Source organism: Moritella yayanosii (genome assembly GCF_900465055.1).
GTDB lineage: Bacteria > Pseudomonadota > Gammaproteobacteria > Enterobacterales > Moritellaceae > Moritella > Moritella yayanosii.
Map to the genome: position 1 here is coordinate 1243983 of NZ_LS483250.1, position 21482 is coordinate 1265464.

At 41.8% G+C, this 21482-nt stretch carries 23 protein-coding genes; 6 read left to right on the forward strand and 17 right to left on the reverse strand.

Going from position 1 to position 21482, the window contains the following annotated elements; all coding sequences use genetic code 11:
* Position 1 precedes the first annotated feature (1 nt).
* The 3 genes from MORIYA_RS05605 to MORIYA_RS05615 all read right to left on the reverse strand — a co-directional run bounded on the left by MORIYA_RS05605 (position 2) and on the right by MORIYA_RS05615 (position 3858).
* Positions 2 to 1744, reverse strand: coding sequence for a cytochrome c oxidase subunit I (locus MORIYA_RS05605; RefSeq protein WP_112713411.1), 1743 nt, complete (start codon positions 1742 to 1744; stop codon positions 2 to 4).
* Between the two features lie 48 nt (positions 1745 to 1792).
* Positions 1793 to 3163, reverse strand: a complete 1371-nt coding sequence (locus MORIYA_RS05610) for a c-type cytochrome (protein WP_112713413.1) — start codon at positions 3161 to 3163, stop codon at positions 1793 to 1795.
* A 137-nt stretch (positions 3164 to 3300) separates the two neighbouring features.
* Complete coding sequence (locus tag MORIYA_RS05615) at positions 3301 to 3858, reverse strand: NAD/FAD-utilizing enzyme (protein WP_112713415.1); 558 nt, start codon at positions 3856 to 3858, stop codon at positions 3301 to 3303.
* A gap of 413 nt (positions 3859 to 4271) precedes the next feature.
* Here MORIYA_RS05615 and MORIYA_RS05620 point away from each other — a divergent pair, with 413 nt between their 5' ends.
* Entirely contained in the window at positions 4272 to 5033 is a 762-nt protein-coding gene (locus MORIYA_RS05620) for an enoyl-CoA hydratase/isomerase family protein (protein WP_112713417.1), read from the forward strand.
* Positions 5034 to 5039: 6 nt separating this feature from the next.
* Here MORIYA_RS05620 and MORIYA_RS05625 read toward each other — a convergent pair whose 3' ends face one another.
* Complete coding sequence (locus MORIYA_RS05625) at positions 5040 to 5282, reverse strand: LysR substrate-binding domain-containing protein (RefSeq protein WP_232011521.1); 243 nt, start codon at positions 5280 to 5282, stop codon at positions 5040 to 5042.
* Between the two features lie 55 nt (positions 5283 to 5337).
* Between MORIYA_RS05625 and MORIYA_RS05630 the strand changes: the two genes are divergently transcribed.
* Together MORIYA_RS05630 and MORIYA_RS05635 are read left to right on the forward strand one after the other, a co-directional pair.
* Positions 5338 to 5808, forward strand: coding sequence for a cupin domain-containing protein (locus MORIYA_RS05630; protein WP_232011522.1), 471 nt, complete (start codon positions 5338 to 5340; stop codon positions 5806 to 5808).
* Positions 5809 to 5844: 36 nt separating this feature from the next.
* The gene (locus tag MORIYA_RS05635) at positions 5845 to 6930 is read left to right on the forward strand and encodes a flavin monoamine oxidase family protein (RefSeq protein WP_112713419.1); all 1086 of its coding nucleotides are present in this window, start codon (positions 5845 to 5847) and stop codon (positions 6928 to 6930) included.
* 102 nt (positions 6931 to 7032) lie between these two features.
* Here the strand turns inward: MORIYA_RS05635 and MORIYA_RS05640 are convergent, their stop codons facing one another.
* Positions 7033 to 8067 (reverse strand): serine hydrolase domain-containing protein, encoded by a 1035-nt coding sequence (locus tag MORIYA_RS05640; protein WP_112713421.1) that lies wholly within the window; start codon positions 8065 to 8067, stop codon positions 7033 to 7035.
* A 48-nt stretch (positions 8068 to 8115) separates the two neighbouring features.
* Positions 8116 to 8391: a GNAT family N-acetyltransferase gene (locus MORIYA_RS05645; RefSeq protein WP_232011523.1), complete on the reverse strand. Its 276-nt coding sequence runs from the start codon at positions 8389 to 8391 to the stop codon at positions 8116 to 8118.
* A 236-nt stretch (positions 8392 to 8627) separates the two neighbouring features.
* Between MORIYA_RS05645 and MORIYA_RS05650 the strand changes: the two genes are divergently transcribed.
* Both MORIYA_RS05650 and MORIYA_RS05655 read left to right on the forward strand, forming a co-directional pair.
* Positions 8628 to 9002: a type II toxin-antitoxin system RelE/ParE family toxin gene (locus MORIYA_RS05650; RefSeq protein WP_112713423.1), complete on the forward strand. Its 375-nt coding sequence runs from the start codon at positions 8628 to 8630 to the stop codon at positions 9000 to 9002.
* A complete protein-coding gene (locus MORIYA_RS05655; RefSeq protein WP_408632078.1) occupies positions 8995 to 9300 on the forward strand; it encodes a helix-turn-helix domain-containing protein in 306 nt (101 codons plus the stop codon). Before MORIYA_RS05650 ends, MORIYA_RS05655 begins: the two co-directional genes overlap by 8 nt.
* Positions 9301 to 9398: 98 nt before the next feature.
* Here MORIYA_RS05655 and MORIYA_RS21250 read toward each other — a convergent pair whose 3' ends face one another.
* Together MORIYA_RS21250 and MORIYA_RS21745 are read right to left on the reverse strand one after the other, a co-directional pair.
* Positions 9399 to 9617, reverse strand: a complete 219-nt coding sequence (locus MORIYA_RS21250; RefSeq protein WP_232011524.1) for a hypothetical protein — start codon at positions 9615 to 9617, stop codon at positions 9399 to 9401.
* Positions 9618 to 9663: 46 nt separating this feature from the next.
* On the reverse strand, positions 9664 to 9795 hold the full coding sequence (locus MORIYA_RS21745) for a helix-turn-helix domain-containing protein (protein WP_408632089.1): 132 nt from the start codon (positions 9793 to 9795) through the stop codon (positions 9664 to 9666).
* 101 nt (positions 9796 to 9896) lie between these two features.
* Here MORIYA_RS21745 and MORIYA_RS05665 point away from each other — a divergent pair, with 101 nt between their 5' ends.
* On the forward strand, positions 9897 to 10793 hold the full coding sequence (locus MORIYA_RS05665; RefSeq protein ID WP_232011525.1) for a glycosyltransferase family 2 protein: 897 nt from the start codon (positions 9897 to 9899) through the stop codon (positions 10791 to 10793).
* Positions 10794 to 10937: 144 nt separating this feature from the next.
* Here MORIYA_RS05665 and MORIYA_RS05670 read toward each other — a convergent pair whose 3' ends face one another.
* The 9 genes from MORIYA_RS05670 to MORIYA_RS05710 all read right to left on the reverse strand — a co-directional run bounded on the left by MORIYA_RS05670 (position 10938) and on the right by MORIYA_RS05710 (position 21211).
* Entirely contained in the window at positions 10938 to 12209 is a 1272-nt protein-coding gene (locus MORIYA_RS05670; RefSeq protein WP_112713427.1) for an NAD(P)H-dependent oxidoreductase, read from the reverse strand.
* A 23-nt stretch (positions 12210 to 12232) separates the two neighbouring features.
* Entirely contained in the window at positions 12233 to 13114 is an 882-nt protein-coding gene (gene rfbD, locus MORIYA_RS05675; RefSeq protein WP_112713429.1) for a dTDP-4-dehydrorhamnose reductase, read from the reverse strand.
* A gap of 15 nt (positions 13115 to 13129) precedes the next feature.
* Positions 13130 to 13663, reverse strand: a complete 534-nt coding sequence (gene rfbC / locus MORIYA_RS05680; protein ID WP_112713431.1) for a dTDP-4-dehydrorhamnose 3,5-epimerase — start codon at positions 13661 to 13663, stop codon at positions 13130 to 13132.
* A complete protein-coding gene (gene rfbA, locus MORIYA_RS05685) occupies positions 13664 to 14551 on the reverse strand; it encodes a glucose-1-phosphate thymidylyltransferase RfbA (protein WP_112713433.1) in 888 nt (295 codons plus the stop codon).
* Positions 14541 to 15632, reverse strand: coding sequence for a dTDP-glucose 4,6-dehydratase (rfbB, locus tag MORIYA_RS05690; protein WP_112718468.1), 1092 nt, complete (start codon positions 15630 to 15632; stop codon positions 14541 to 14543). Before rfbB ends, rfbA begins: the two co-directional genes overlap by 11 nt.
* 68 nt (positions 15633 to 15700) lie before the next feature.
* The gene (locus tag MORIYA_RS05695; RefSeq protein WP_112713435.1) at positions 15701 to 16570 is read right to left on the reverse strand and encodes a glycosyltransferase; all 870 of its coding nucleotides are present in this window, start codon (positions 16568 to 16570) and stop codon (positions 15701 to 15703) included.
* Positions 16563 to 17576 carry a glycosyltransferase gene (locus MORIYA_RS05700; protein WP_112713437.1) on the reverse strand — a complete coding sequence of 338 codons (1014 nt, stop codon included), beginning with the start codon at positions 17574 to 17576 and terminating at the stop codon, positions 16563 to 16565. The genes MORIYA_RS05695 and MORIYA_RS05700 overlap by 8 nt, the downstream gene beginning before the upstream one ends.
* On the reverse strand, positions 17566 to 18735 hold the full coding sequence (locus MORIYA_RS05705) for a glycosyltransferase (protein ID WP_112713439.1): 1170 nt from the start codon (positions 18733 to 18735) through the stop codon (positions 17566 to 17568). The genes MORIYA_RS05700 and MORIYA_RS05705 overlap by 11 nt, the downstream gene beginning before the upstream one ends.
* 232 nt (positions 18736 to 18967) lie before the next feature.
* Positions 18968 to 21211, reverse strand: a complete 2244-nt coding sequence (locus tag MORIYA_RS05710; protein WP_112713441.1) for a peptidase U32 family protein — start codon at positions 21209 to 21211, stop codon at positions 18968 to 18970.
* Positions 21212 to 21482: the final 271 nt, after the last annotated feature.

The following is a 21482-nucleotide window of genomic DNA, read 5'->3' on the forward strand; positions in this document are numbered from 1 at the left end:
ATCACCGCCCTCCCTTATCTGTTAATAAACACTCTGCATCCGTTTTATTTTGTGGGGTAAAGTCTGTTTTGTGCCCAGGCACACTGTAATCATAAGCCCAACGGTAAACGACAGGCACGTTATCCCCCCAATTACCATGTACCGGTGGGCATTGCGGTGTCTGCCATTCCAACGACGTCGCTTGCCAAGGATTAGCAACGGATACTTTACCGTGACGTATACTCCAAATCAGATTGAAAATAAAGATCAGCTGAGCCACCCCCACAATCAAGGTCGCAACCGTAATACCAGCGTTGAGTGTTTGCGTTGAATCGGGAATGAAATCGGTATCACCCAGCGCAAAATAACGACGCGGCACACCAAGAAAACCAAGATAGTGCATCGGTAAATAAATCGCATAAGTCCCAAGAAAAGTAACCCAGAAATGTAATTTACCCAGTCCCGTATGCAGCATGCGCCCCGTCACCAACGGGAACCAATGATAGATCGCCGCAAACAACACCATAATCGGCGAAACCCCCATCACCATATGAAAATGGGCGACCACAAAGAACGTATCCGACAACGGTAAATCAACCACCACATTACCCAAGAACAAGCCCGTTAGACCACCGTGGGTAAAGGTAAAGATAAAACCAATGGCGAATAACATTGGCACCGTAAAATGGATGTTGCCACGCCACAGTGTTAGCAGCCAATTATAGACTTTTAGTGCAGTCGGTACCGCTATGATCAAGGTGGTGGTCGCAAAGAAGAAACCAAAATATGGATTCATCCCACTGACATACATATGATGTGCCCACACCACAAAACTCAACCCACCAATCGCCACGATCGCCCAGACCATCATCCGATAACCAAAGATATTTTTACGAGCATGCGTCGCGATCACATCCGATACCATGCCGAATGCGGGCAAGGCGACAATGTATACCTCGGGATGACCAAAAAACCAAAATAGATGTTGAAATAAGATGGGACTGCCGCCGGTGTAGTCTAGGTTTTCACCTAAGGATAAGATCGCCGGCATAAAGAAGCTGGTACCCAGTAATTTATCAAACAACATCATGATCGCGCTGACCAGCAACGCCGGAAACGCTAATAGCCCTAAGATCGTAGCAATGAAGATCCCCCACAATGTCAGCGGCATTCTCATCAAGGTCATGCCACGAGTACGCGCTTGCAATATAGTGGTCACGTAATTAAGTCCGCCCATGGTAAAAGCGACAATAAAAATAGCCAGCGATAACAACATCAACAAGATACCGTTATCAGCCCCCGGCGTACCTTGCAAAATAGCCTGAGGTGGATACAAGGTCCACCCTGCACCTGTCGGCCCACCGGTAACAAAAAAACTGGATATCAGCACGATAACCGAAACTAAATAAGTCCAAAAACTCAACATGTTAAGATAAGGGAATACCATGTCCCGCGCGCCAATCATCAATGGAATAAGGTAATTACCAAAGCCACCGAGTAATAAAGCGGTGAGTAAATAGATCACCATAATAATGCCGTGCATCGTGACATATTGCAGATAAGAGCTTGGGTCAATAAAAGAGAAATGATCTGGAAAGCCGAGTTGTAAGCGCATTAGCGCAGATAATACTAAGGCGATCAGACCCACAAAAATAGCCGTGATCGAATACTGAATAGCAATCACTTTATGATCCAGACTCCACACATACTTAGCAAAAAATCCCGATGGTTGGTGATCGTCTGCTATAGGCTGTATTTCTTTCACTCAAACCTCCTACCAAACCTTATTGAACAAATCTTATGAAAACAAGCCCTATTGAACTGGCTGCAATGTAGCGATATACGCGAGCACATCGTCGATAGCGTGATCGTCTTGCAGTAATTTAGACATCAGGATCATCTGAGGACCATACATATCTTGTGGGTGTTTACCGCGAATACCTTGTTGATAGTTCTTTAATTGACGTTTGAGGTAACCGGTATATTGTCCCGCTAACTTAGGTGCTTTTTGGGCATAATGTCCTTGCGCAGACTGACCATGACAAACGGCACAATTTTTATAAATATTTCGTCCAACTGACACATTACCGCGACGTTCAGTTGACTGGGTAACCGTCACAGCTGGCAATGAATGAAGGTAAAGACTGATATTGGCCACCGCAGCATCGTCCGCTAACATCGCGGCAAACGGTAACATTTGACGGCCATAAATATCATCATCACTGCCTCCGCGAATGTTATTTCGGAAATAATGTAACTGTCGATTAAGGTAATCACTTTCCTGACCCGCTAATACTGGCGCACCGATGACTTTATTCCCTTCACCATTAACGCCATGACAGGCGATACATGCGGTATAGCTTTGTTGACCCGCGGTAATATCACGACTAATACGCGCAAGGCTTTGCTTAAATGTGGGCTGTTGATTAAGCCATATTTGATAATCATCTTCAGATTCGACAACAACGTGTCCACGCATTGTATAGTGGGCAATACCACATAACTCAAGGCATAGGATCTCGTAACGACCAAGTAAAGTAGGTGTAAACCAGAGGTAAGTTTGCGTGCCTGGCACCAAGTCCATTTTAACTCTGAATTGAGGGACGGTGAAATTGTGTAACACGTCTTTAGATCGTAACAACACTTTAATCGGACGTTCGATAGGCAGGTGTAATACATTACTATTGATCAATACATCATCTTGGCCATGTGGATCGTCGGGATCGATACCAAACGGATTATTCTGATTAATTAACGCAATGGCCGTACGACCCAGTTGGCCATCGTCACCGGGTAAGCGAAAACTCCAATGCCATTGCTGACCAACCACTTCAACCTCACTAGCATCTGCAGGCACATCGACAAAGTCAGCCCAAACAAACAACCCGGGTGTTAGCATGGCGATAATACCAATCGAGGTTAATACTGTTAACCAACCTTCTAATTTGCGGTTTTCAGGATCATATTCTGCTTTTCTATTTTTGTTGTAACGGTACCGATACACCACGTAAGCGAGAAATAGGTTCACGGCAACAAATACGGTACCCGTGACCCAGAAGGTAATATTGATAGTTTGATCGATCGCAGTCCAATTTGAGGCGATAGGCGTAAACCACCATGGACTTAAAAAATGAAACAGCAAGGAGCTAATAACCAGTAACAGAATTACTACCGCAATGACCATAATTTAACCGTTATTTAACCATCGAAAACTGTCAGTTTTACAAAACATAAAACCAAGCAAGGATATGAAGCTAGTACAATTAACTAAGCTTAGTTTAAAAACGTTGAATTGCTTCGACCGATAATAAAAGCACTGGTTTAAGGCGCTCCCTTCACCACGCGATTATAGGCATCCTGACAGCTAACGACCCAATGCGGTGATCCTGACCCACAACAAATAGGTTCGACATTGGGGTGCGACTTCATTATCATGCCAAAATTATGCTCTTGTACCGGATCCACATCGACAAATAAAATGTGTTTGCCTTTTATCAGTAATTCTTGAAAACGAACAAAGTGTACATTCGGCTTCTGGAAACCAATAAAGCCCCCTTCCCAAATACAAAAACCAAAACTCAGCACAGACAAAAAAATGAAGGGTAACCAACCTGCCGCGCCATCAGTCCACCCCATCATATAGGGTAACCCTAACGCCAACATAGCCACAATGACGCCAACGCCAGCGCCTATTTCGCCCCCCCGAATAACATTTTGTTTAAGCAAAGATTCAACTTCATGTAAATGGTGCTGCTCAACGTGGCAATCATCAAGACTTAATACATGAATTTGGGGTTCGGTAAATCCTTCTGCTTCGAGCTCCCTTTCAACAATCTCTAGTTCATCAAGATCATCAGATACATAATAGTGTCTTAACATAGTAGCTACCGCCTTGAAAACTGTCGCTATTCAAAAATCACATTGCTCGTTAACCTAGAATTCATACACCAAAATACATACGCATGGACAAACCATAGTTCGGTTATGCCTATAAGTGAAGATAAGGAAGGTAATTAGCAGGCATAAAAAACCAGATAGTTAATTTATAACCCACACTATAAATCGACTGCACTCACTCCATATAGAGATTAAATAATATTATTACTAGATAAATTTGTGATCTAAGGTGTAAATCCACACCATAATTTATGCTTGAGTTCACAGACTTAATCATCATCACGGTTAGAAAAAACACATATCAATAATGCTATTATCCAGCAATTTAAGTTATGTTAGAGTTAAAACTTAATGGGCATTATAAAAATACCCAACTCAAACTTAAGGTTTATAACATGGAAGATTTCATTACTTCAGTTGTGCAGGATAATATTTTAACGCTAACAATAAATCGCCCTAAGGCACGTAATGCTTTAAATCAGGCCATGTATTTATTACTCGCGCAAGGATTAGAAACGGCACAACAGGATGATGCCATTCATGTTGTGATGATTAAGGGAACGGTCGATATTTTTTGTGCTGGCAATGATATGCAAGATTTTCAAGCCATGTCGCAAGGCCAAGCGGATCAATATGGTGCCCGCTTTATGCGCGCATTAATCAACTGTGATAAACCTATTGTTGCTGCAGTTAATGGTTCTGCAATGGGGATCGGCACCACCATGTTACAGTTTGTCGATTTCCTCTATTTATCGCCAACGGCAATATTTCAAACACCATTTGTGGCGATGGGGTTATGCCCGGAACTCGGCTCGAGTGAATTATTAGCGCAACAAATTGGCGTGCGTAAAGCGCGAGCCATGTTATTAGCAGGCGAATCTATGCTAGCAAATGAAGCAGTTACTTTAGGGTTTGCGAATGAAGTATGTGACTCACCAGATGATGCTGCATTGCAAAGGGCCATCACACTTGCAAAACTGGCACCCATCGCTATGCGCACCAGTAAAGCAATGTTGATGAGAGAGTCTCGACAGCAACTATTAGATATCGTTGAATATGAAAATAAAAGTTTGGCTTATTTAGTCACTCAACCAGAATGTCGTGAAGCGGTTAGCGCTTTTATGGAAAAACGCCAACCGGACTTTAACCGGTGCTGATTGCTATCATCGGTAACCCTGTATAACGGCAGCCATTTCTAATAACCACCCTTTAAAGGCCTGAACTTTTTCTAACCCATCATGTTCAGGTCGCCAGACAATATAATATGCCAATTCGGTACTGCTATTCAGTACCGGGAATGGCTTCACTAATCGTCCACAAGCAAGATCATCTTTGACTAATACACTGCGGCCTAGTACGACTCCCTGCCCAGCCACCGCTGGTGGCACGAATAAACAAGCTGACACCTAACCACTCTTCTAATAAACGTACTTGCTGACCGATTGCCGCGAAGAATTTTTGGTGTTAGAAGGTGTATTCGCCGATGAGCACGGTGACTATCCTGTGGGCACGTATAAGCGAAACCCGGTCGGTACAGAGCACGCGCCGATAGTCAAAGACGGTTGTATGATCATCGTTAAACTCGGTCAATTTCAAGACGAAGACGAAGACGACCAAGATGTGGAAATTAATACCGCGGATCAAGCTTTTACTCAAGATGAAACCCGCGCGGCAGTGCAATACCAAGCGCTACACGCTTTCAAACAAGAAGTCGTACGTTTAGAATGCTGGACGCGTAACTCACATATTATCCTAGACAATACCGGTAGGATTGAACTGCTTGTTGTAAACGGTGAATTTAGTCATCAAGGGGATGTTTATCGCCAATTTGATTGGCTGCGTTTACCTGTTGGTACAGCGTTAGACATCACAACCGCTTCTGATGATTGCATTGTTTGGATCAAGACAGGTCATCACTCTTACCGCCTCTAACCTACACTTATTAAGGTAACTTGGATACTTAAAAATATGAAAACAGCATTTGTCATTATTGGCGGTGGACTCAGCGGTTTATATACCGCTTATTTATTAGAACAGCTGGGTAAAGACTATATTTTACTCGAAGGTCGATCGCGATTCGGTGGTCGAATATATACCGAAGACAAGTTTGATATGGGGCCCTCTTGGTTTTGGCCTGACATGCACCCTCGTATTACCCAATTGATTGATGATCTGCATTTATCGGTATTCCCACAACACGATAAAGGCGCATTTTTGTTTGATAAGCACGAGAACAAACCACCGCTACGTTATGAATCAGGTTATGCCGGTTCGCCACAATCAATGCGTGTGGCTGGTGGCATGCAAACAGTTGTTAATGGTATTAAAGCTAAGCTAATCACTGGACGTATTATTCGTAACGCTAAGGTATCTCACGTCGAACACAATGCAGATAAACAAGATAGTTATTCTATCGTTACCGCCAAAATAGACGGTGAAGCACAAACCATACAAGCGCGTCAGGTTATCTTTGCAATGCCGTTACGGTTGCTTGCCAACAGCATTACGTTATCACCAGAATTGCCGACGAAAGTACAGCAAAAATTCGCCTCGACAGCGACATGGATGGCTGCACATGCGAAGTTTTTTGCCATCTACGAAACGCCGTTCTGGCGTAAAACTGGTTTGTCCGGTTCAGCGAGTAGTCAAGTCGGTCCGTTAGCAGAAATCCATGATGCCAGTACCTTTGATGGTACAGGTGCATTGTTTGGTTTTGTCGGGGTCGATGCCCATACTCGTCAATCAGCAGGATCAGAACGTATTAAAGCATTGGCCGTAAAACAGCTGGTACGAATTTATGGTGAACAAGCTGCACGACCGATAGATGTGAAGTTAATCGACTGGAGCCAAGAAACCATGACAGCAACAGATGCAGATAAAAATGCACCGAATGGCCACCCGCAGTATGGTTTACGTGATATTCAATCAGCACTAGCGCCTGTTTATCAACAAGGTTGGTACTTTGCAGGCACAGAAGCTGCAGAAGAAAACGGCGGTTATATTGAAGGCGCATTAGAAGCAGCTGAAGCAGTAATAACTCGCAGTTTAACTTAATAATTCCTATAGATAACAAGTCTATTTACAGCCTTAGCTTACTGTAAACAGACTTGTATTATCCTTAAGTATTCATTATCAATATTTCTTACCATCCGTTAATTACTTTAATGACTTTAATAACTGATTACGCAATTGATCATGATAATAAAATACCCGTGTCATGTCTTTCGGATACCAGGATATATTTTCCAGTAGGATCATGCTGGTATCTGATTTTGGATAATAACTTAATGTCGAAATATAACCGAGAACATAGCCGCTGTGACTCCATTCTTGCACCGCTGTGTTGTCAGATAATTGCAGACCAAAACCATAACCTAACGCACCCCAACGATGTTTTCTAGTCGCCGCTTTAGTGACCATCTGTACATGTGATTTAGCTGATATTAACTCGCTATTATGCAAACACTGATTCCATGCCACTAAATCTTCGGCAGTAGAGATAATTCCGGCACTTGGCGCGGCACGAGCAGGCAAATCCTTAGTAATAGCCACCAGCTCACCCGGTGATTTTTCATGATAACGCAGCGCATTATGGGTATTACTTGATGGGTTGGTGTTGTCCATACCACAGTATTCAAACATGTCAGAAGCTAACGTTTCATAATTCTTTCCTGATGTCGTAGCGACTAATTCACCTAACAGGTTATAACCGGTATTTGAATATGCAAACACGTCACCTGGGACAGTTTTAAGTGGTTTATCCATCGCCACAATACCAGATAAATGATTAAGCAATTGCCTAACCGTTATAACCGCATCCCACTTCCCTTTTAAGCGTTCAAGATACTGAGTAATTGGCGCGTCTAGATCGATTCGGCCTTGGTCAACTTCTCGCATGACTAACGCCGCTGTCATTTGTTTGCTTAATGATGCGGTTACAAATGGCGTTTGTAATGTAAACGCGAGCGCTGTCGAGTCTGAACTTGCAGACTGAGATGCAGACGTATAACTAAACGTAATATCATTACCTTTTGCGATAATGACCACACCACTAAATACTCTTGGTACATCGGTATTGGTAAATATGGATTCCAGATTAGCCACATTATTTGGCGAAGCCACACTTGCCATTGGCAACGTCATAGCCAAGCTATACGCCAAACGACAGGCAAGTACATTCATTTTTATCATTTTATAAATCCATCTATAACGTTGTGGGGAATAATCTAAACGGGTTGTTTATTGGCGAGACATATAAACAAATTGGCTATCACTGTCATCAATAACAAAGCCAAAACGCGCATATAGACCACCAACTCGATTACCTTGTAAATGACTTAGCTTACAGGGTAATTGTTGATCTTTGGCAAGTGTAATGAGTCGCTTTAATACCTTGCTACCAATGCCTTGACCTTGATGTTCTGGTAATAAGAAAAAGCGACAAAAGTGAATATGATCAGCGTTTATTTCAATCTTATAACTGCCAACAGCGATACCATCAATACAGATCAGCATCGGTTTGTTTGCCTGTACTCAAGGTTCATTGGTGTCTATATTCTGAAGTAGTTTAATAAGTTTGATTGATAACTAAAAAACGAAGAGTACCTATAAGTAATTAATATAACAAGTTAACTTAACACTTTAGCTATCTCGAATATAAATAAGATCACGATATCAGCCCTCCTGACTGGCAGATTACATTTGTTCACTATACTACCTAGTGTTATAGTTAAGATATAAACAGGGTGTTAATGCGCATATTCAAATCAAAACAATTTAAAAAATGGGCTGATAAAGAAAAGCTAACTGATGTAGTACTAACACAAGCGATTCGAGAAATGGAGAATGGCTTGATTGACGCAAACTTAGGCGGTCATGTTTTTAAGAAACGAATATCAATCTCCGGCCAAGGTAAGAGTGGCGGATTACGTACTCTCTTAGCTTTCAAAGCTGATAAGATGTCGTTCTTCATGTTTGGGTTTGCTAAAAATGAACAAGATAATATAAATAAAGATGAATTAAAAGCATTGAAGTTAATGGCAAAAGAATTACTCAGTTACAAGGTGGGCGAATTGAATAAAGCCCTTCTTCATGGTGCATTGCTAGAGGTTATAAATAATGAGTAGCATACTTGATACACTACACAAAACAGCAGAAGATTTAACGAATGCTGACGTTATGGACATTAAAACTATGCGTGAGTTTGATGTTTTATGCTTACCTAAAATAGAACATTACGACGCAGCACACATCAAAGCAATCAGAGAATCTGCATGCGTCAGCCAAAGTGTATTTGCAGCTTACTTGAATACTAGCCCTTCTACCGTACGCGCTTGGGAACAAGGTGGGAAATCTCCAAGAGGAACTTCATTAAAACTGCTCAACTTGGTCGCTCACAAAGGCTTAGATATCTTAGCTTATTAATAGAGCAATACAAAAAGGCCAACACAACCCTAAGTCTGTGTTGGCTTTTAATCACTCTAAATTAATAACACTGTTATCAACTCATTCAGTACTCAATATTAGTGGCTAGCGACAACTGAGAAGTAATAAATCATCGCCGATGCAATACTTAACGGCACACCGTCACCTAACAAGGTAAACGAGAAAATTGCCACACTGCCTAAAAATATATTTTGATACGGTGGTTGAAATAAAAATAAGATATCAAACGCGAATAAAAAGTCACACTCACCATTAGCCAACGATTTAACTGCTAAATCAACCCATAGAATATCCACACTATAGGTCAATGATTGCGGGTTTCAGCAATATCCATCAGTTCGATTAAGGTGGGGGAAGACAGTGAATGTGGCGAGGCAAGGGATCGAGGATAGGCTGTGAACTGCGATCAACTAACTGCTGACCAACAGCCGCTTCAAGCGCTTTAATATGTCGGCCGAAAGCAGGTTGGGTTATGTGCCTTAACTACGCCGCTAAATTAGACCGCTATTGTAGCGAACCTCACCTTGCATCACTACAATTATTACAAGGCCGTCATTTAATAAGTGAACACAGAAATGCTGATATCTATTTGTATGTGTACATATCAACGAGATCATGTTGTCGATACCCTCAGGAGTATTGCCGCCTTACAACTACCAGATCACGTTACTCTTGAAGTGATCGTCGTTGATAATGATGAGCACGCTTACGCGGAAATGCTGGTCAAAGGCCAAGCGAATGTCATGGATATGCCGGTATATTACCGCCAAGAAACTGCAAAGAATATTGCCTTGGCACGTAACTGCTCCATCAATAATACCAAGGGTGAATGGGTGGCATTTATCGATGATGATGAAGTGGCCGATCCCGATTGGTTAGCGCAACTGTTATCAACCGCGCAAACTTTTCAAGCCGATGCTGTATTCGGCCGAGTCAAATCAACCTACCCTAGCCATACTCCGCAGTGGATCATTGATTCTGGTGTATTTGAACGCCCAGCGGTAAGTAACGGCCAAGAAGTCTCCAGTGGTGCGACAAATTCAACATTAGTCAGTCAAGCGGCCATTAAAAAATATCAACTCAAGTTCGATTCCGACTATGGCTTAACCGGGGGTGAGGATGCGGATTTCTTTTATCGGTTATATCAGCATGGCGGTAAACTAGTGTGTTCAAATGAAGCCTATGTCAGTGAAGAAGTGGCAAGTAACCGATTGAATATAAACTACCTATTAAGACGGGCAATACGCATAGGCGAAACCTATACCCGTTATCGCATACAACAAGCGCCGTTAGCCAACAAACTAGCTTACTTTACCGACGTGTTAATAAAACTGATTATATTGTTATTTATCGTATTGGTTAAATTACCTTTCGGCCAATCAAAATACGCCAAACCATTATTACAATTAGTGGATAAATACGGAAAAATAAAAGCGTTATTCACCTCTAAAACCGTCAAACTGTACAACTGACAACTGACAACTGACAACTGACAACCATTTTATGATGGCAGCCTATAACGTACCCCACTAAATTCTCTGCTTATAAACCAAAAGCGAGTCACAGATAACAATGACTCGCTTTAGATTTAGCTGAATAGGATTAACCTGACACGGCTAACCTAAATTAACCCGTTTAATATTGTCCGATTCTAACGGTTGGTTTTCCAGCACCATTTCACTAAATCGTTGGCGTAATTTACGGCCATCAATGTGGCCTTGAATTTCTACATCTTGAAATGAGATCGACTCACCTTGGTTAATATCCACTAATAATCGAGCACCTGTCGCCAGCCCTAAAGGTAATGCGTTATGTTCTACAGATAATTCAGCACTGGTCATTTCGCCGTAATAGTCATAACCACCTATGCAATCAAGCTGGTCGCCTTTTTTCAGGTCGCGCTTGGCACGCGTGATCACATCCGATACCGGTGCGCCCAGTGGACGTACAACAGATTGATGCTCAACAACATTCACGTATAAACCGTACAAGGCTTCAATACCCGGCATATGGTAAGGTAAATACAACAGGTAATTAGGGCCATTACCCATTTTATAATAAGAAAGCGAATCTAATATTTCAGGTTTATCCGTGGTAATAACGGCAAATACCCCACCACTGGGTTCAACCCCACAAACAACTTCAATCACCCCAGTTTGATTCAAAATACCGCCGTCTTCTTTTAATTTCAATAAATCAACAATATCTTCAAGTGTACCTTTGGCTAAATGCATACCTGGCACATCAGCAACTAAACCGGTGGCATTCGAGACAATCGTCATTTCCATCGACATTTTAGAGCCATCCGCAAAGGATGCGATCATCGTTGGTTTCTGCCCTGATTTTTCAGCCCAAGGTAATACCGAATCTGGGTTAGCAAAAGAATCGTGAAAACCTTTGAATTTACCAACGGCCACTATCCCGAAGCCCAACACATCGGCATAATTATAAAGGTGCTTAATCAACCCCGGTTCATCGCCCCACATATTACTGTAAATCAGACCTTTTTCACGGAAAAGTTCAGCAAGCACAGGGCCAACAAGTGCATCGGTTTCAGCGCTAACCACAAAATGTTTATTGGCCGCTAACGTAGCAAGCCCGAGTTCGCAACCAAATTCAGTATCACCCGTCAACTCAACCACAATGTCAGCATCACTGGCACAGAAATCTTCAACGTTGTCGGCAATAATCGATAACGGTAAATTAGCATCTTTCAGCAAGGCAATAATTGGCGCACGTGTTTTGGAGTAAATAGAAACCACATCAATGAAATCCAGCAGCGTTATCTGCTGTATCAACCCCTTACTAATATAGCCAGCACCCGCTATAGCAACCTTGATACTCCCATGTTCTATTTTATACGCATCTAACAGATTTCGATTAATCATTTATTTTCCCCCGCGGTAAACAGTTATGCCATCGTTGTTTCAATAACATGACGTAACTTACGCCGCCAATCCGAAAGTCTAAATATCGGTGAAATTTTATGACAGTTTAAAATGCCATTTCTAGGCCGTGCGGCAATTGAAGCATATTCTTCACTTGTCACGCTGACTAAATGGCGACCCTGCTCACCGGGTTGGTATTTATCTAATTCTTCAAAAATAGCGCAAGCAAAATCGAACCAGCTTACCCCACTATCACCACAAAAATTATACTCACCAAGTTGATACCGATTTGTTTCAGCCATACGGTCCTTAGCAATATCAAGCGCTAAATTGGCGACATCCCCAGCATAAGTCGGACAACCAAATTGATCATTCACAATGCGGATCGGCACTGTTCCACGGCGCAATGAAAGCATGGTCGTGACAAAGTTTCGCGCGTATTCACTAAACACCCACGAGGTGCGAATGATGATGTAATGACTCAAATAGGTCTTTATATATTGCTCACCTTGTAATTTAGTTCGCCCATATACATTTAACGGCGCTGGCGTATCGGTCTCGACATAACGGTAATGACTGCGTCCGTTAAAAACATACTCGGTCGAAAAGTGGATTAATAACGCCCCTATGTGATGACATTGCAGTGCCAATAAATAAGGTCCGTAAGCATTTACCGACTCCGCGGCTCCCGCCTCGTTTTCTGCTTTATCCACCTCTGTATACGCTGCCGCATTAATCACCACATTGGGCTTAAACGCCTTAAATACCCTAGCAACTTGCGCTGCATTGGTGATATCCAATGTCTCTATATCGGTGAGTAATACATCCCATTCTCGATGATCTATACGGTCTTTAATCGACTGGCCTATTTGGCCTTTTTGCCCAGTCACTAATAATCGAAACATAAAGGCCACCCTTGCTTAACACAAGTCGTTAAACTTAAGGCCCATTTTATCTTTATCTGACAATAACGGGGCATCACAAGGCCAATCAATGTTTAATGCCGGATCATTCCAAATAAGGCAGCCTTCATCGCTATTGTCATAATAATTGGTACATTTATATTCAAAATCAGCAAGATCAGATAACACCACAAAACCATGGGCTAATCCCGGCGGTAACCAAAATTGCAGTTTATTCTCAGCATTTAATCGCAGCCCATGACACTGCCCATAGGTAGGTGAAGCTAAGCGTATATCGACGGCAACATCGTACACATCCCCCAATACAACACGCACTAACTTGCCTTGCGGTTTATTTTTTTGAAAATGCAGTCCTCGTAAAACATTTTTTTCCGACCGTGAATAGTTATCTTGTACGAAATCAAACTCACCTCCAAGCACATCGCGATAACGAGCCGCTTGGAATGTTTCCATAAAGAAACCGCGATCATCTCCAAATACATCAGGCTCGATAACCAAGGCGCCAGCAATCGAGGTTTTAGACACTTTCATCTAAAACTCCTCGCGCAGCAAGCCGTAGAGATATTGCCCATATTCTGTTTTCTGTAACAGACATGCTTGGTCTTCTAATTGCCCGCGCGTGATCCAACCTTTTGAAAAGGCGATTTCTTCTAAACAAGCCACTTTTAAGCCTTGATTATGCTCAATCGTCTGCACAAACATTGCGGCTTTCAATAAAGAATAATGGGTGCCGGTATCAAACCAAGCAAAACCACGACCAAAGCGCTCAACGTACAATTCACCTAACGCTAAATACATATTGGAAATATCTGTGATCTCGACTTCATTGCGGGCCGAAGGCGTTAAAGACTTGGCCATGTTAATGACCCTGTTATCATAAAAATATAAACCAGTAACGGCATTATTCGACTTAGGTTTCTCAGGCTTTTCTTCAATACTTAGCACATTACCTTCTTTATCAAACTCGACAACACCAAAACGGCCTGGATCTGTCACCCGATAACCAAATACCGTCGCGCCAGTATCCTTACTGGTGGCGTTCAATAATTTACCGCTGAAGTGTTGCCCATAGAAAACGTTATCACCTAAAATAAGGCAGACATTGTCCGCGCCAATAAAGTCTTCAGCAATGATAAATGCTTGGGCGATACCGTCAGGGCTCGGCTGTTCGGCGTATTCAATATTAAGCCCAAAGGTGGAACCATCCCCAAACAAAGCCTTAAAATGAGGTAGATCAGCCGGGGTCGAAATGATTAAAATATCTTGAATGTCCGCCAACATCAGTACCGAAAGTGGATAATAGATCATCGGTTTATCGTAAATAGGTAACAGCTGCTTGGAGACAGCTTTGGTAATGGGGTGTAAACGTGTGCCAGACCCACCCGCTAACACAATACCTTTGTATTTTTTATTGCCCATTAGCGCTTTCTCCTCGACGTGTTAACTGATAATCACCATTTAAGACACGCTGCCACCACGCTGTATTATCTAAATACCACTGCACCGTTTTTCTAATACCCGTTGCAAATGTTTCCTCTGGTTGCCAGCCTAACTCACGTTGAATTTTACTTGCATCCATCGCATACCTCAGATCATGCCCTGGCCTATCATGAACAAATTGGATCAGATCACGATAATGTTCAACGCCATCGGGTTTGTCGGGTACCAGATCGTCTAATACACTGCACAAGCTATTCACCACATCTATATTACGTTTCTCGTTATGACCACCAATGTTATAGCGCTCACCAATTTGACCTTTTGTCGCCACCAGCACTAATGCGCGAGCATGATCATCAACATACAACCAATCCCTGACTTGCAAACCATTACCGTAAACGGGCAACGCTTGCCCATTTAATGCATTTAAAATCATGTGCGGAATGAGTTTTTCAGGGAAATGATAAGGGCCATAATTATTCGAGCAGTTAGTGATTAATGTCGGAAGACCATAAGTTCGACACCATGCACGCACTAAGTGATCAGCACTCGCTTTGGTGGCAGAATAAGGCGAACTGGGATCATAAGCTGTAGTCTCAACAAACAGCCCGTTTTGGCTCTCTTTACTTCCTTGACAAGCTAAATCACCAAATACCTCATCGGTCGAAATATGATGAAAACGAAAACCTGCCTTTTTTTCATCTGCTAATGACAACCAATAAACCCGTGCCGATTCAAGTAAGTTATACGTGCCAATAATATTGGTTTCGACAAAACAGTTCGGACTTTCGATTGAGCGGTCAACATGCGATTCAGCAGCAAGATGCATGACAATATCAGGTTGATGCTGCAAAAAGACACGATCAACTTGTTCTTTGTTACAGATATCAACACACTCAAAGGCATACTGCGACGAAAGCAAGGTCGCAGGAATTGAATCGAGATTGCCAGCGTAAGTTAAGCTATCTAGGTTCACCACCTGATAGTCCGTCTCACTCAATATGTATCGAATAACAGCACTGCCAATGAAGCCAGCACCACCTGTCACTAATATCTTCATATTACGGTACTCATGATTAACGTTACGATTACTCATAACCAACGTTACTATTGCTTATAACCAACTTACTATTGTTCATATTTAACGCTTTCAGACCTTCGGCCTTGTAACTTTCGGGCTGTGGGTATACTCGGTTTTAATAAATACTGAAAATGGTAGATAAAAGCATCGCGAATATGGAAGCGTAAAATACGGTTAGTGAATACGTCTTTAAAGCCACCATCACTGCAACGTAATCCATCAGCGCCAACGACGATCTCGCTCTCATAATGGACTTTGTAGCCCAGCGCCCAACATTTGTAGCAAATATCGGGATCGGCCATAAAGATAAAATAGCGATTGTCAAAACCGCCAATTTTACCCCAAACCTCACGGCTTATAGCCATAAATGACGATTGTAACCAGTCCACATTAGCCGATTTGCAATAATCGAACTCTACGTATTCGTAGTGCTCAGCAATGCCTTTTAACAAAGGCCAGTTTCTAAGTGACGTTCTGCGTACTACTTGCGCGAGCAAGTTAGGAAAGCGGCGCACGGTATCAGGTGTCGAACCATCATCATTTAACTGTCGGGTGCCCACAATCCCGACTTCAGGATCCCGGTTATAAATAGCAACAATATCAGCCAATGTACTGGCCGACTTCCACTCAATATCCGGATTAACAAACAACAAGTAATCACCATTGCATAAATAAGCCCCCTGATTACTGCCTCGGGGATAACCATTATTTTGCTGATTAAAAATTAATGTCACATTGTCGGCATCTTGATATTGCGACAGTATCTTCTTATTACCACTGTCCATAGAGTTATCAATAATGATCACTTCGATATCAAAGTCACCTTGTTGAGTCAGTATTCTTTCGACATTATGGACAACGCGCTGCGCTTTAAAAAAATCAACAATAACAACCGAAATTAGTATTTTCTTAGCCATAGGAATCTTCTCTTTGCTCAACAAATAGTTTTTTATCGATAACAGCTGAAAAAGCATGATTGGTAATATCAATGGTTTGATCGTATCGAGGCATAGCGATTAGCTCTGCCACGGGATAAACCGGCAATAACTCATCTGGGTACACAACAGCCATATTGGGATTATTTAACTCTTTGGCTATTTGCAGTTGATGATCATCAGAAAACTCACCAAATCGCTGCAACCGTGGCACAAATATCACTTTTTTCTGATAAATAAGCATGTGATTAATACTGCCGACACCGCAATGACTGATGACGAGGCTGCTCTCTTGCACCAAGGCATCCATTTTGTCTTTCGTCACCATATCCACAATTTCGCCATTGGCCGGTTTCACATCAACCTCAAAACCACCGGTTTGAATAAACCAACGTACGTTTGGATCGTGGTAAATATCGAGCTTTGCCATTGCCGCTATCAACCGTGGAAAAGGATAAGAATTAGTACCCGTAATAACTAAGACCAAGGGCTGTTCTGGCGATGATAGCGGCGTAATCACCTTATTCACGTGTCCTTCTAAATCAAAGGTTTTCCCCGCATAACCGACGCTATATTGGTTAGCAACCGCTTCCCATTGCGACATAAATTCATCATACAATTTATATTTATGGATCATTTTCCCAGTATTAGACAGTTCAACCACCCGCGACAATGTGTCCAAATACACAAACCTGATCGGTAAGAACTTACACACTAACGCGAAGGGTAAAACGATGGGACCACCCGTGCTAAATACTGCCCGAGGCCTTTCTTTTACCAGAACATACAGCGCATAAAAAATATTCACGAAGTGAATGAATACGTTTTTTTGCGTGCTCCACATCTTATATATTTTCTTAATTTTATCGTCGTTAACTAATACATGTGTCGTTACTAGCACAATATCGTCAACATGGTCACAGGCGCAAAGAGCTTGAGTCAGGTGGCCGCCCGCGGATGCAATGACAAGTACTTTTCTATTCGACATGTGAGCACTCCAGATCAAGGCCATCAACCAAACACTGATAATGATTAACGACGGTTTTCTTCTCAAAAATATCTAATGCATGAGTTTCTAACGCACACTTAATACGCTGTTGGAAAAAATTATGTCGAACGATTAACTCTTCAACCTTGTTTGCTAACTCATCAACACCTTGACTCTGCACCTTAATGCCAACATCAATATCATCCAAATAACCATCAATACCGGTATTGGCGTGATATAAAATGGGCAACCCAGAAAATAGCGCTTCGACAAAAACCATTCCAAAAGACTCATTGTTACTGGGTAATAAAAATGCCGAGTATTGTTGCAACTTATGTTGCAGAAGCGTGTTATCAATACGCCCTTTCATCGTAACCTTGCCATTTAACGATAATGCGTCGATCTTACCTTGCACTATTTTAATCTTATCTGCAGGCCCTGAACCGTATATATCCAACCTAATACTTGGATACGAAACACTTAATTTCGATATAGCGTCCAATAATGGCATGATACCTTTACGTTTATACTGCTCGAAACGAAAAACAGTAACAAAATTCGTCGCATCATTAAGCCGGCTAATATTTTCTATCTGCCTCATTTCGCAGGGGTTTGGTAATAAGCTAGACTGAGCAGTTGATGTATTAATCGTCGTTTTCAGCATTGCATTTATCGGTTTTTTCGCCCAACAACTCACCCAAAATATATGTTCGGCTTCTTCTAATACCATTTTCCAACGACGTCGTAACAAGGCTTTGTGCTGCAGAATACGCACATCCGTTCCCCCTCTAATCGATATAAAATACGGTATACCCATTTGATGGGCGATTGCAGCACCTAACGTGCCATCAATCGCCAATTTATGACCATGGATAAGCTGGCAGTTAATTTGTTGCTTTTGGATAAGATTAAACAGAAGGTGTCGAGCAAGAAACAGCGATAACGTCAGCGCAAAGCCGAAAGGTAAGCCCCAATAGTAAATCGAATACAATTTAGGGTTATGCGGAATAACACCCACTAACCAAGGCCATGGGGTACGATGAATAACAAAAACAGTGTTGACGATACCAGAGGTGGCATCTAATAAGGATTTAACAGCGGGCGTACTTAAGTTATTACGACCGTCAGGGTAATCAGAGTGTATATGTAAAACATTCATATCATAATAACCTACCGCAATCCGCTATAAACCAGCAGATAACCACTATTAAACAGTAATTATAGGCATTACATTCTAATACTGACCACATTTACGATGGAATAGAAAATTAAATATGACTAAGTACATAAAAATAAAGCCAAGTTTCGCATCATGTATTTTCACTACAATCAGCAACACTTGGCTTAACTAAAGTATTCGAGTTATTGAGCTTAAAGCTTATCGCTAACGCTTATAAACCCTGAGTATATTGCGCATTTGTTGCCACAGGCACTAGGTTATTTAGTGCCACTTTTGACGCTTCATCGCCCGCGAGTAGCGCTTCAAAGTGTTTGATTAGCTCGACTTTATCTTGTTCTTTTTTAGAACCTGCACCAATGTTGGTTAGGTCGATAAAGAATTCGTCAAACAGATGGGAGAAGTCATTTACTGCATCAAAGTTTAAGAACTGCTCGTCATTGTAAATGCTTGGGTAGCCGCCTTTTTGTTTATCAACCGCAAACGAAATACCTTTAATATTGGTAATTGTGGTCGCTTTCTCACATTTCAGCATGCAACCATCTTCAATCGCCGGTTTCTTACAGCCAACCGTTTGCTGGAAGAAACATTGACGACTGGTCATCATCAGAATTGGATGGTAGATACTGTAGAACAGTTTAAAGTTCTTTGGACGGGTAATATTTCTAATTTGGCCACGGTTGATCTCGTTAGAAATAAACGCACCGGCACAGTTTAACTCTTCTTGCAGGGTTAATAATGCATGTGAGTTGGTGGTGTTTAAAAACGGGCCAGCAACCCACTCGATACCCATTTCAAATGCTTTATAAGCAATACCGGTATTGTTAGTAACGATACGCTTAGGTTTCACTTGTTCCAGGATCTTCACTGACTCTAGGTAATCTTTACCAATCAATACCGCTGGGAACCACGGAATTAAACGTGGATTTTCTTGTAATAATTTAATGTGTTTAGGGCAGTTCTTTTTCAAGCTTTCAGGGATCTTGAAGTAGATATCGGCATCTGTCACGTCAGCAAGGTGTAAATCTTTTAGGTTAGCAATCAGCAGTGATAACTTAGGTGTTTCTTCTATTTTAGGGTGCTGAGGTAATGCAGGTACATCAACGTGTTTAACCACGTCACGTGAACCATTCAATAAAAACGCCACTTGGTTTTTCAGTTCAGTTAATTCTTTAAACGGTACTGTTAGATTGGCATCAAAATTATCAAAGTTCATTGGCGCAAGATCGAACGTGGCATTGTTGAAGCTACGGAAACGTTTTTCAACTGTTTCGGGTGTGATTGAAATTTCATCTGCAATACGTAATACAGAATCACTTTTCACTTCAAACGGCGTGTCACCAGCCATAATGTTGACTGTTAATGGGCTATTTTCTTTCGCCGTGAATGCTAATGTAAGACCAATCTTATCAATGCTTAGATCTTTAATCTTTTCTGCTAGTTCTGCGCCTAATGCATTTTTATCAGTATAAAGGTCTTGTTTTACATCATGGATTTGTACCACCGAGATCGCATCACTTTTTTCTACTGCGTAGTTCACACTGTTATCACGAGGATTATCTGTAAACATTTTCTTGTTTAGATCGCCCTGCAAGAATGAGTTAGTGAAGCTACGGTTAAATACTTTATGCAGGTTGCCATCGTCAGCTAATAATTTGCCAGACTCAACAAAGCTGTTGATCTGCTTGCGCCATGTATCTACAACTGTATAAACATAATGTGCGCCTTTAATACGGCCTTCAATTTTTAATGAGTCCACACCCGCATCGACCAGTTGTGGTAAGTCAAAGTATGCTGAGTTATCTTTTAAGTTAAGCGGGAAACGATGACCTTCTGCAGTCACTTCATATTCGTCACGACAAGCTTGGCTACAACGACCACGGTTACCTGAGTTACCCACACTCACTGAGCTTGAGTAACATTGGCCAGAGAACGCGATACATAACGCGCCATGCACGAATACTTCGGTTAATACGTCATGGTCATGCGCAACAGTTGTTAATTGCTTAATTTCATCCAGGTTCAGCTCACGAGATAAGTTGACACGCGTTGCACCAATTTTATGTAAGAATAAAACTTGGCCTTCGTTGTGCGTTGTTAATTGAGTCGACGCATGAATATGTAATGATGGGAAATGCTTTTTAACAATATTGAAAACACCTAAGTCTTGCACGATGATGCCATCAATACCGCTATTAACCAGTTTATTAAGCAGGCGTACCAAGCTAACAACTTCGTGTTCTAAGATCACAACATTAAGCGTTAAAAAAACTTCACAGCTGTTTTCGTGTGCAAGTCGTAATACGCCATTTAGCTCATCAAATGAAAGATTGGACGCACGGTTACGGGCATTGAACATATCCAAACCACAGTAGACTGCATTTGCACCAGCTACAATCGCCGCTTTTATCGCTTCTACATCACCACCCGGTGCCAATAATTCTATTTTTCTACTCATGCGAAATAACCCACTTAATGCTTTTATTGTAATTTTTGAGGGGGCATTCTACCTGTATATGCAGGCCAATGCTATGAATTCGGGCTTGTTGATCTAGATCAAGATTTAAGGACGTAAATTAACACATTAAGAATGCCTCTAATGTAGTAACAAAAGCGCATATTGAACACAATCAATGAATAGCTAAAAATCATCACGAGCGCTGAGCTAGAATTAGAAGAGGAGAGGAAATAGCGTATACATAATTCGCACATAACCATTTCATTGAACA

Coding starts and splice junctions, on each gene's coding strand:
- MORIYA_RS05610 (WP_112713413.1), bottom strand. CDS start 3,163: ATGGTCATTGCGGTAGTAATTCTGTTACTGGTTATTAGCTCCTTGCTG.
- MORIYA_RS05615 (WP_112713415.1), bottom strand. CDS start 3,858: ATGTTAAGACACTATTATGTATCTGATGATCTTGATGAACTAGAGATT.
- MORIYA_RS05620 (WP_112713417.1), top strand. CDS start 4,272: ATGGAAGATTTCATTACTTCAGTTGTGCAGGATAATATTTTAACGCTA.
- MORIYA_RS05635 (WP_112713419.1), top strand. CDS start 5,845: ATGAAAACAGCATTTGTCATTATTGGCGGTGGACTCAGCGGTTTATAT.
- MORIYA_RS05640 (WP_112713421.1), bottom strand. CDS start 8,067: ATGATAAAAATGAATGTACTTGCCTGTCGTTTGGCGTATAGCTTGGCT.
- MORIYA_RS05645 (WP_232011523.1), bottom strand. CDS start 8,391: ATGCTGATCTGTATTGATGGTATCGCTGTTGGCAGTTATAAGATTGAA.
- MORIYA_RS05650 (WP_112713423.1), top strand. CDS start 8,628: ATGCGCATATTCAAATCAAAACAATTTAAAAAATGGGCTGATAAAGAA.
- MORIYA_RS05655 (WP_408632078.1), top strand. CDS start 8,995: ATGAGTAGCATACTTGATACACTACACAAAACAGCAGAAGATTTAACG.
- MORIYA_RS05665 (WP_232011525.1), top strand. CDS start 9,897: ATGCTGATATCTATTTGTATGTGTACATATCAACGAGATCATGTTGTC.
- MORIYA_RS05670 (WP_112713427.1), bottom strand. CDS start 12,209: ATGATTAATCGAAATCTGTTAGATGCGTATAAAATAGAACATGGGAGT.
- rfbD (WP_112713429.1), bottom strand. CDS start 13,114: ATGTTTCGATTATTAGTGACTGGGCAAAAAGGCCAAATAGGCCAGTCG.
- rfbC (WP_112713431.1), bottom strand. CDS start 13,663: ATGAAAGTGTCTAAAACCTCGATTGCTGGCGCCTTGGTTATCGAGCCT.
- rfbA (WP_112713433.1), bottom strand. CDS start 14,551: ATGGGCAATAAAAAATACAAAGGTATTGTGTTAGCGGGTGGGTCTGGC.
- rfbB (WP_112718468.1), bottom strand. CDS start 15,632: ATGAAGATATTAGTGACAGGTGGTGCTGGCTTCATTGGCAGTGCTGTT.
- MORIYA_RS05695 (WP_112713435.1), bottom strand. CDS start 16,570: ATGGCTAAGAAAATACTAATTTCGGTTGTTATTGTTGATTTTTTTAAA.
- MORIYA_RS05700 (WP_112713437.1), bottom strand. CDS start 17,576: ATGTCGAATAGAAAAGTACTTGTCATTGCATCCGCGGGCGGCCACCTG.
- MORIYA_RS05705 (WP_112713439.1), bottom strand. CDS start 18,735: ATGAATGTTTTACATATACACTCTGATTACCCTGACGGTCGTAATAAC.
- MORIYA_RS05710 (WP_112713441.1), bottom strand. CDS start 21,211: ATGAGTAGAAAAATAGAATTATTGGCACCGGGTGGTGATGTAGAAGCG.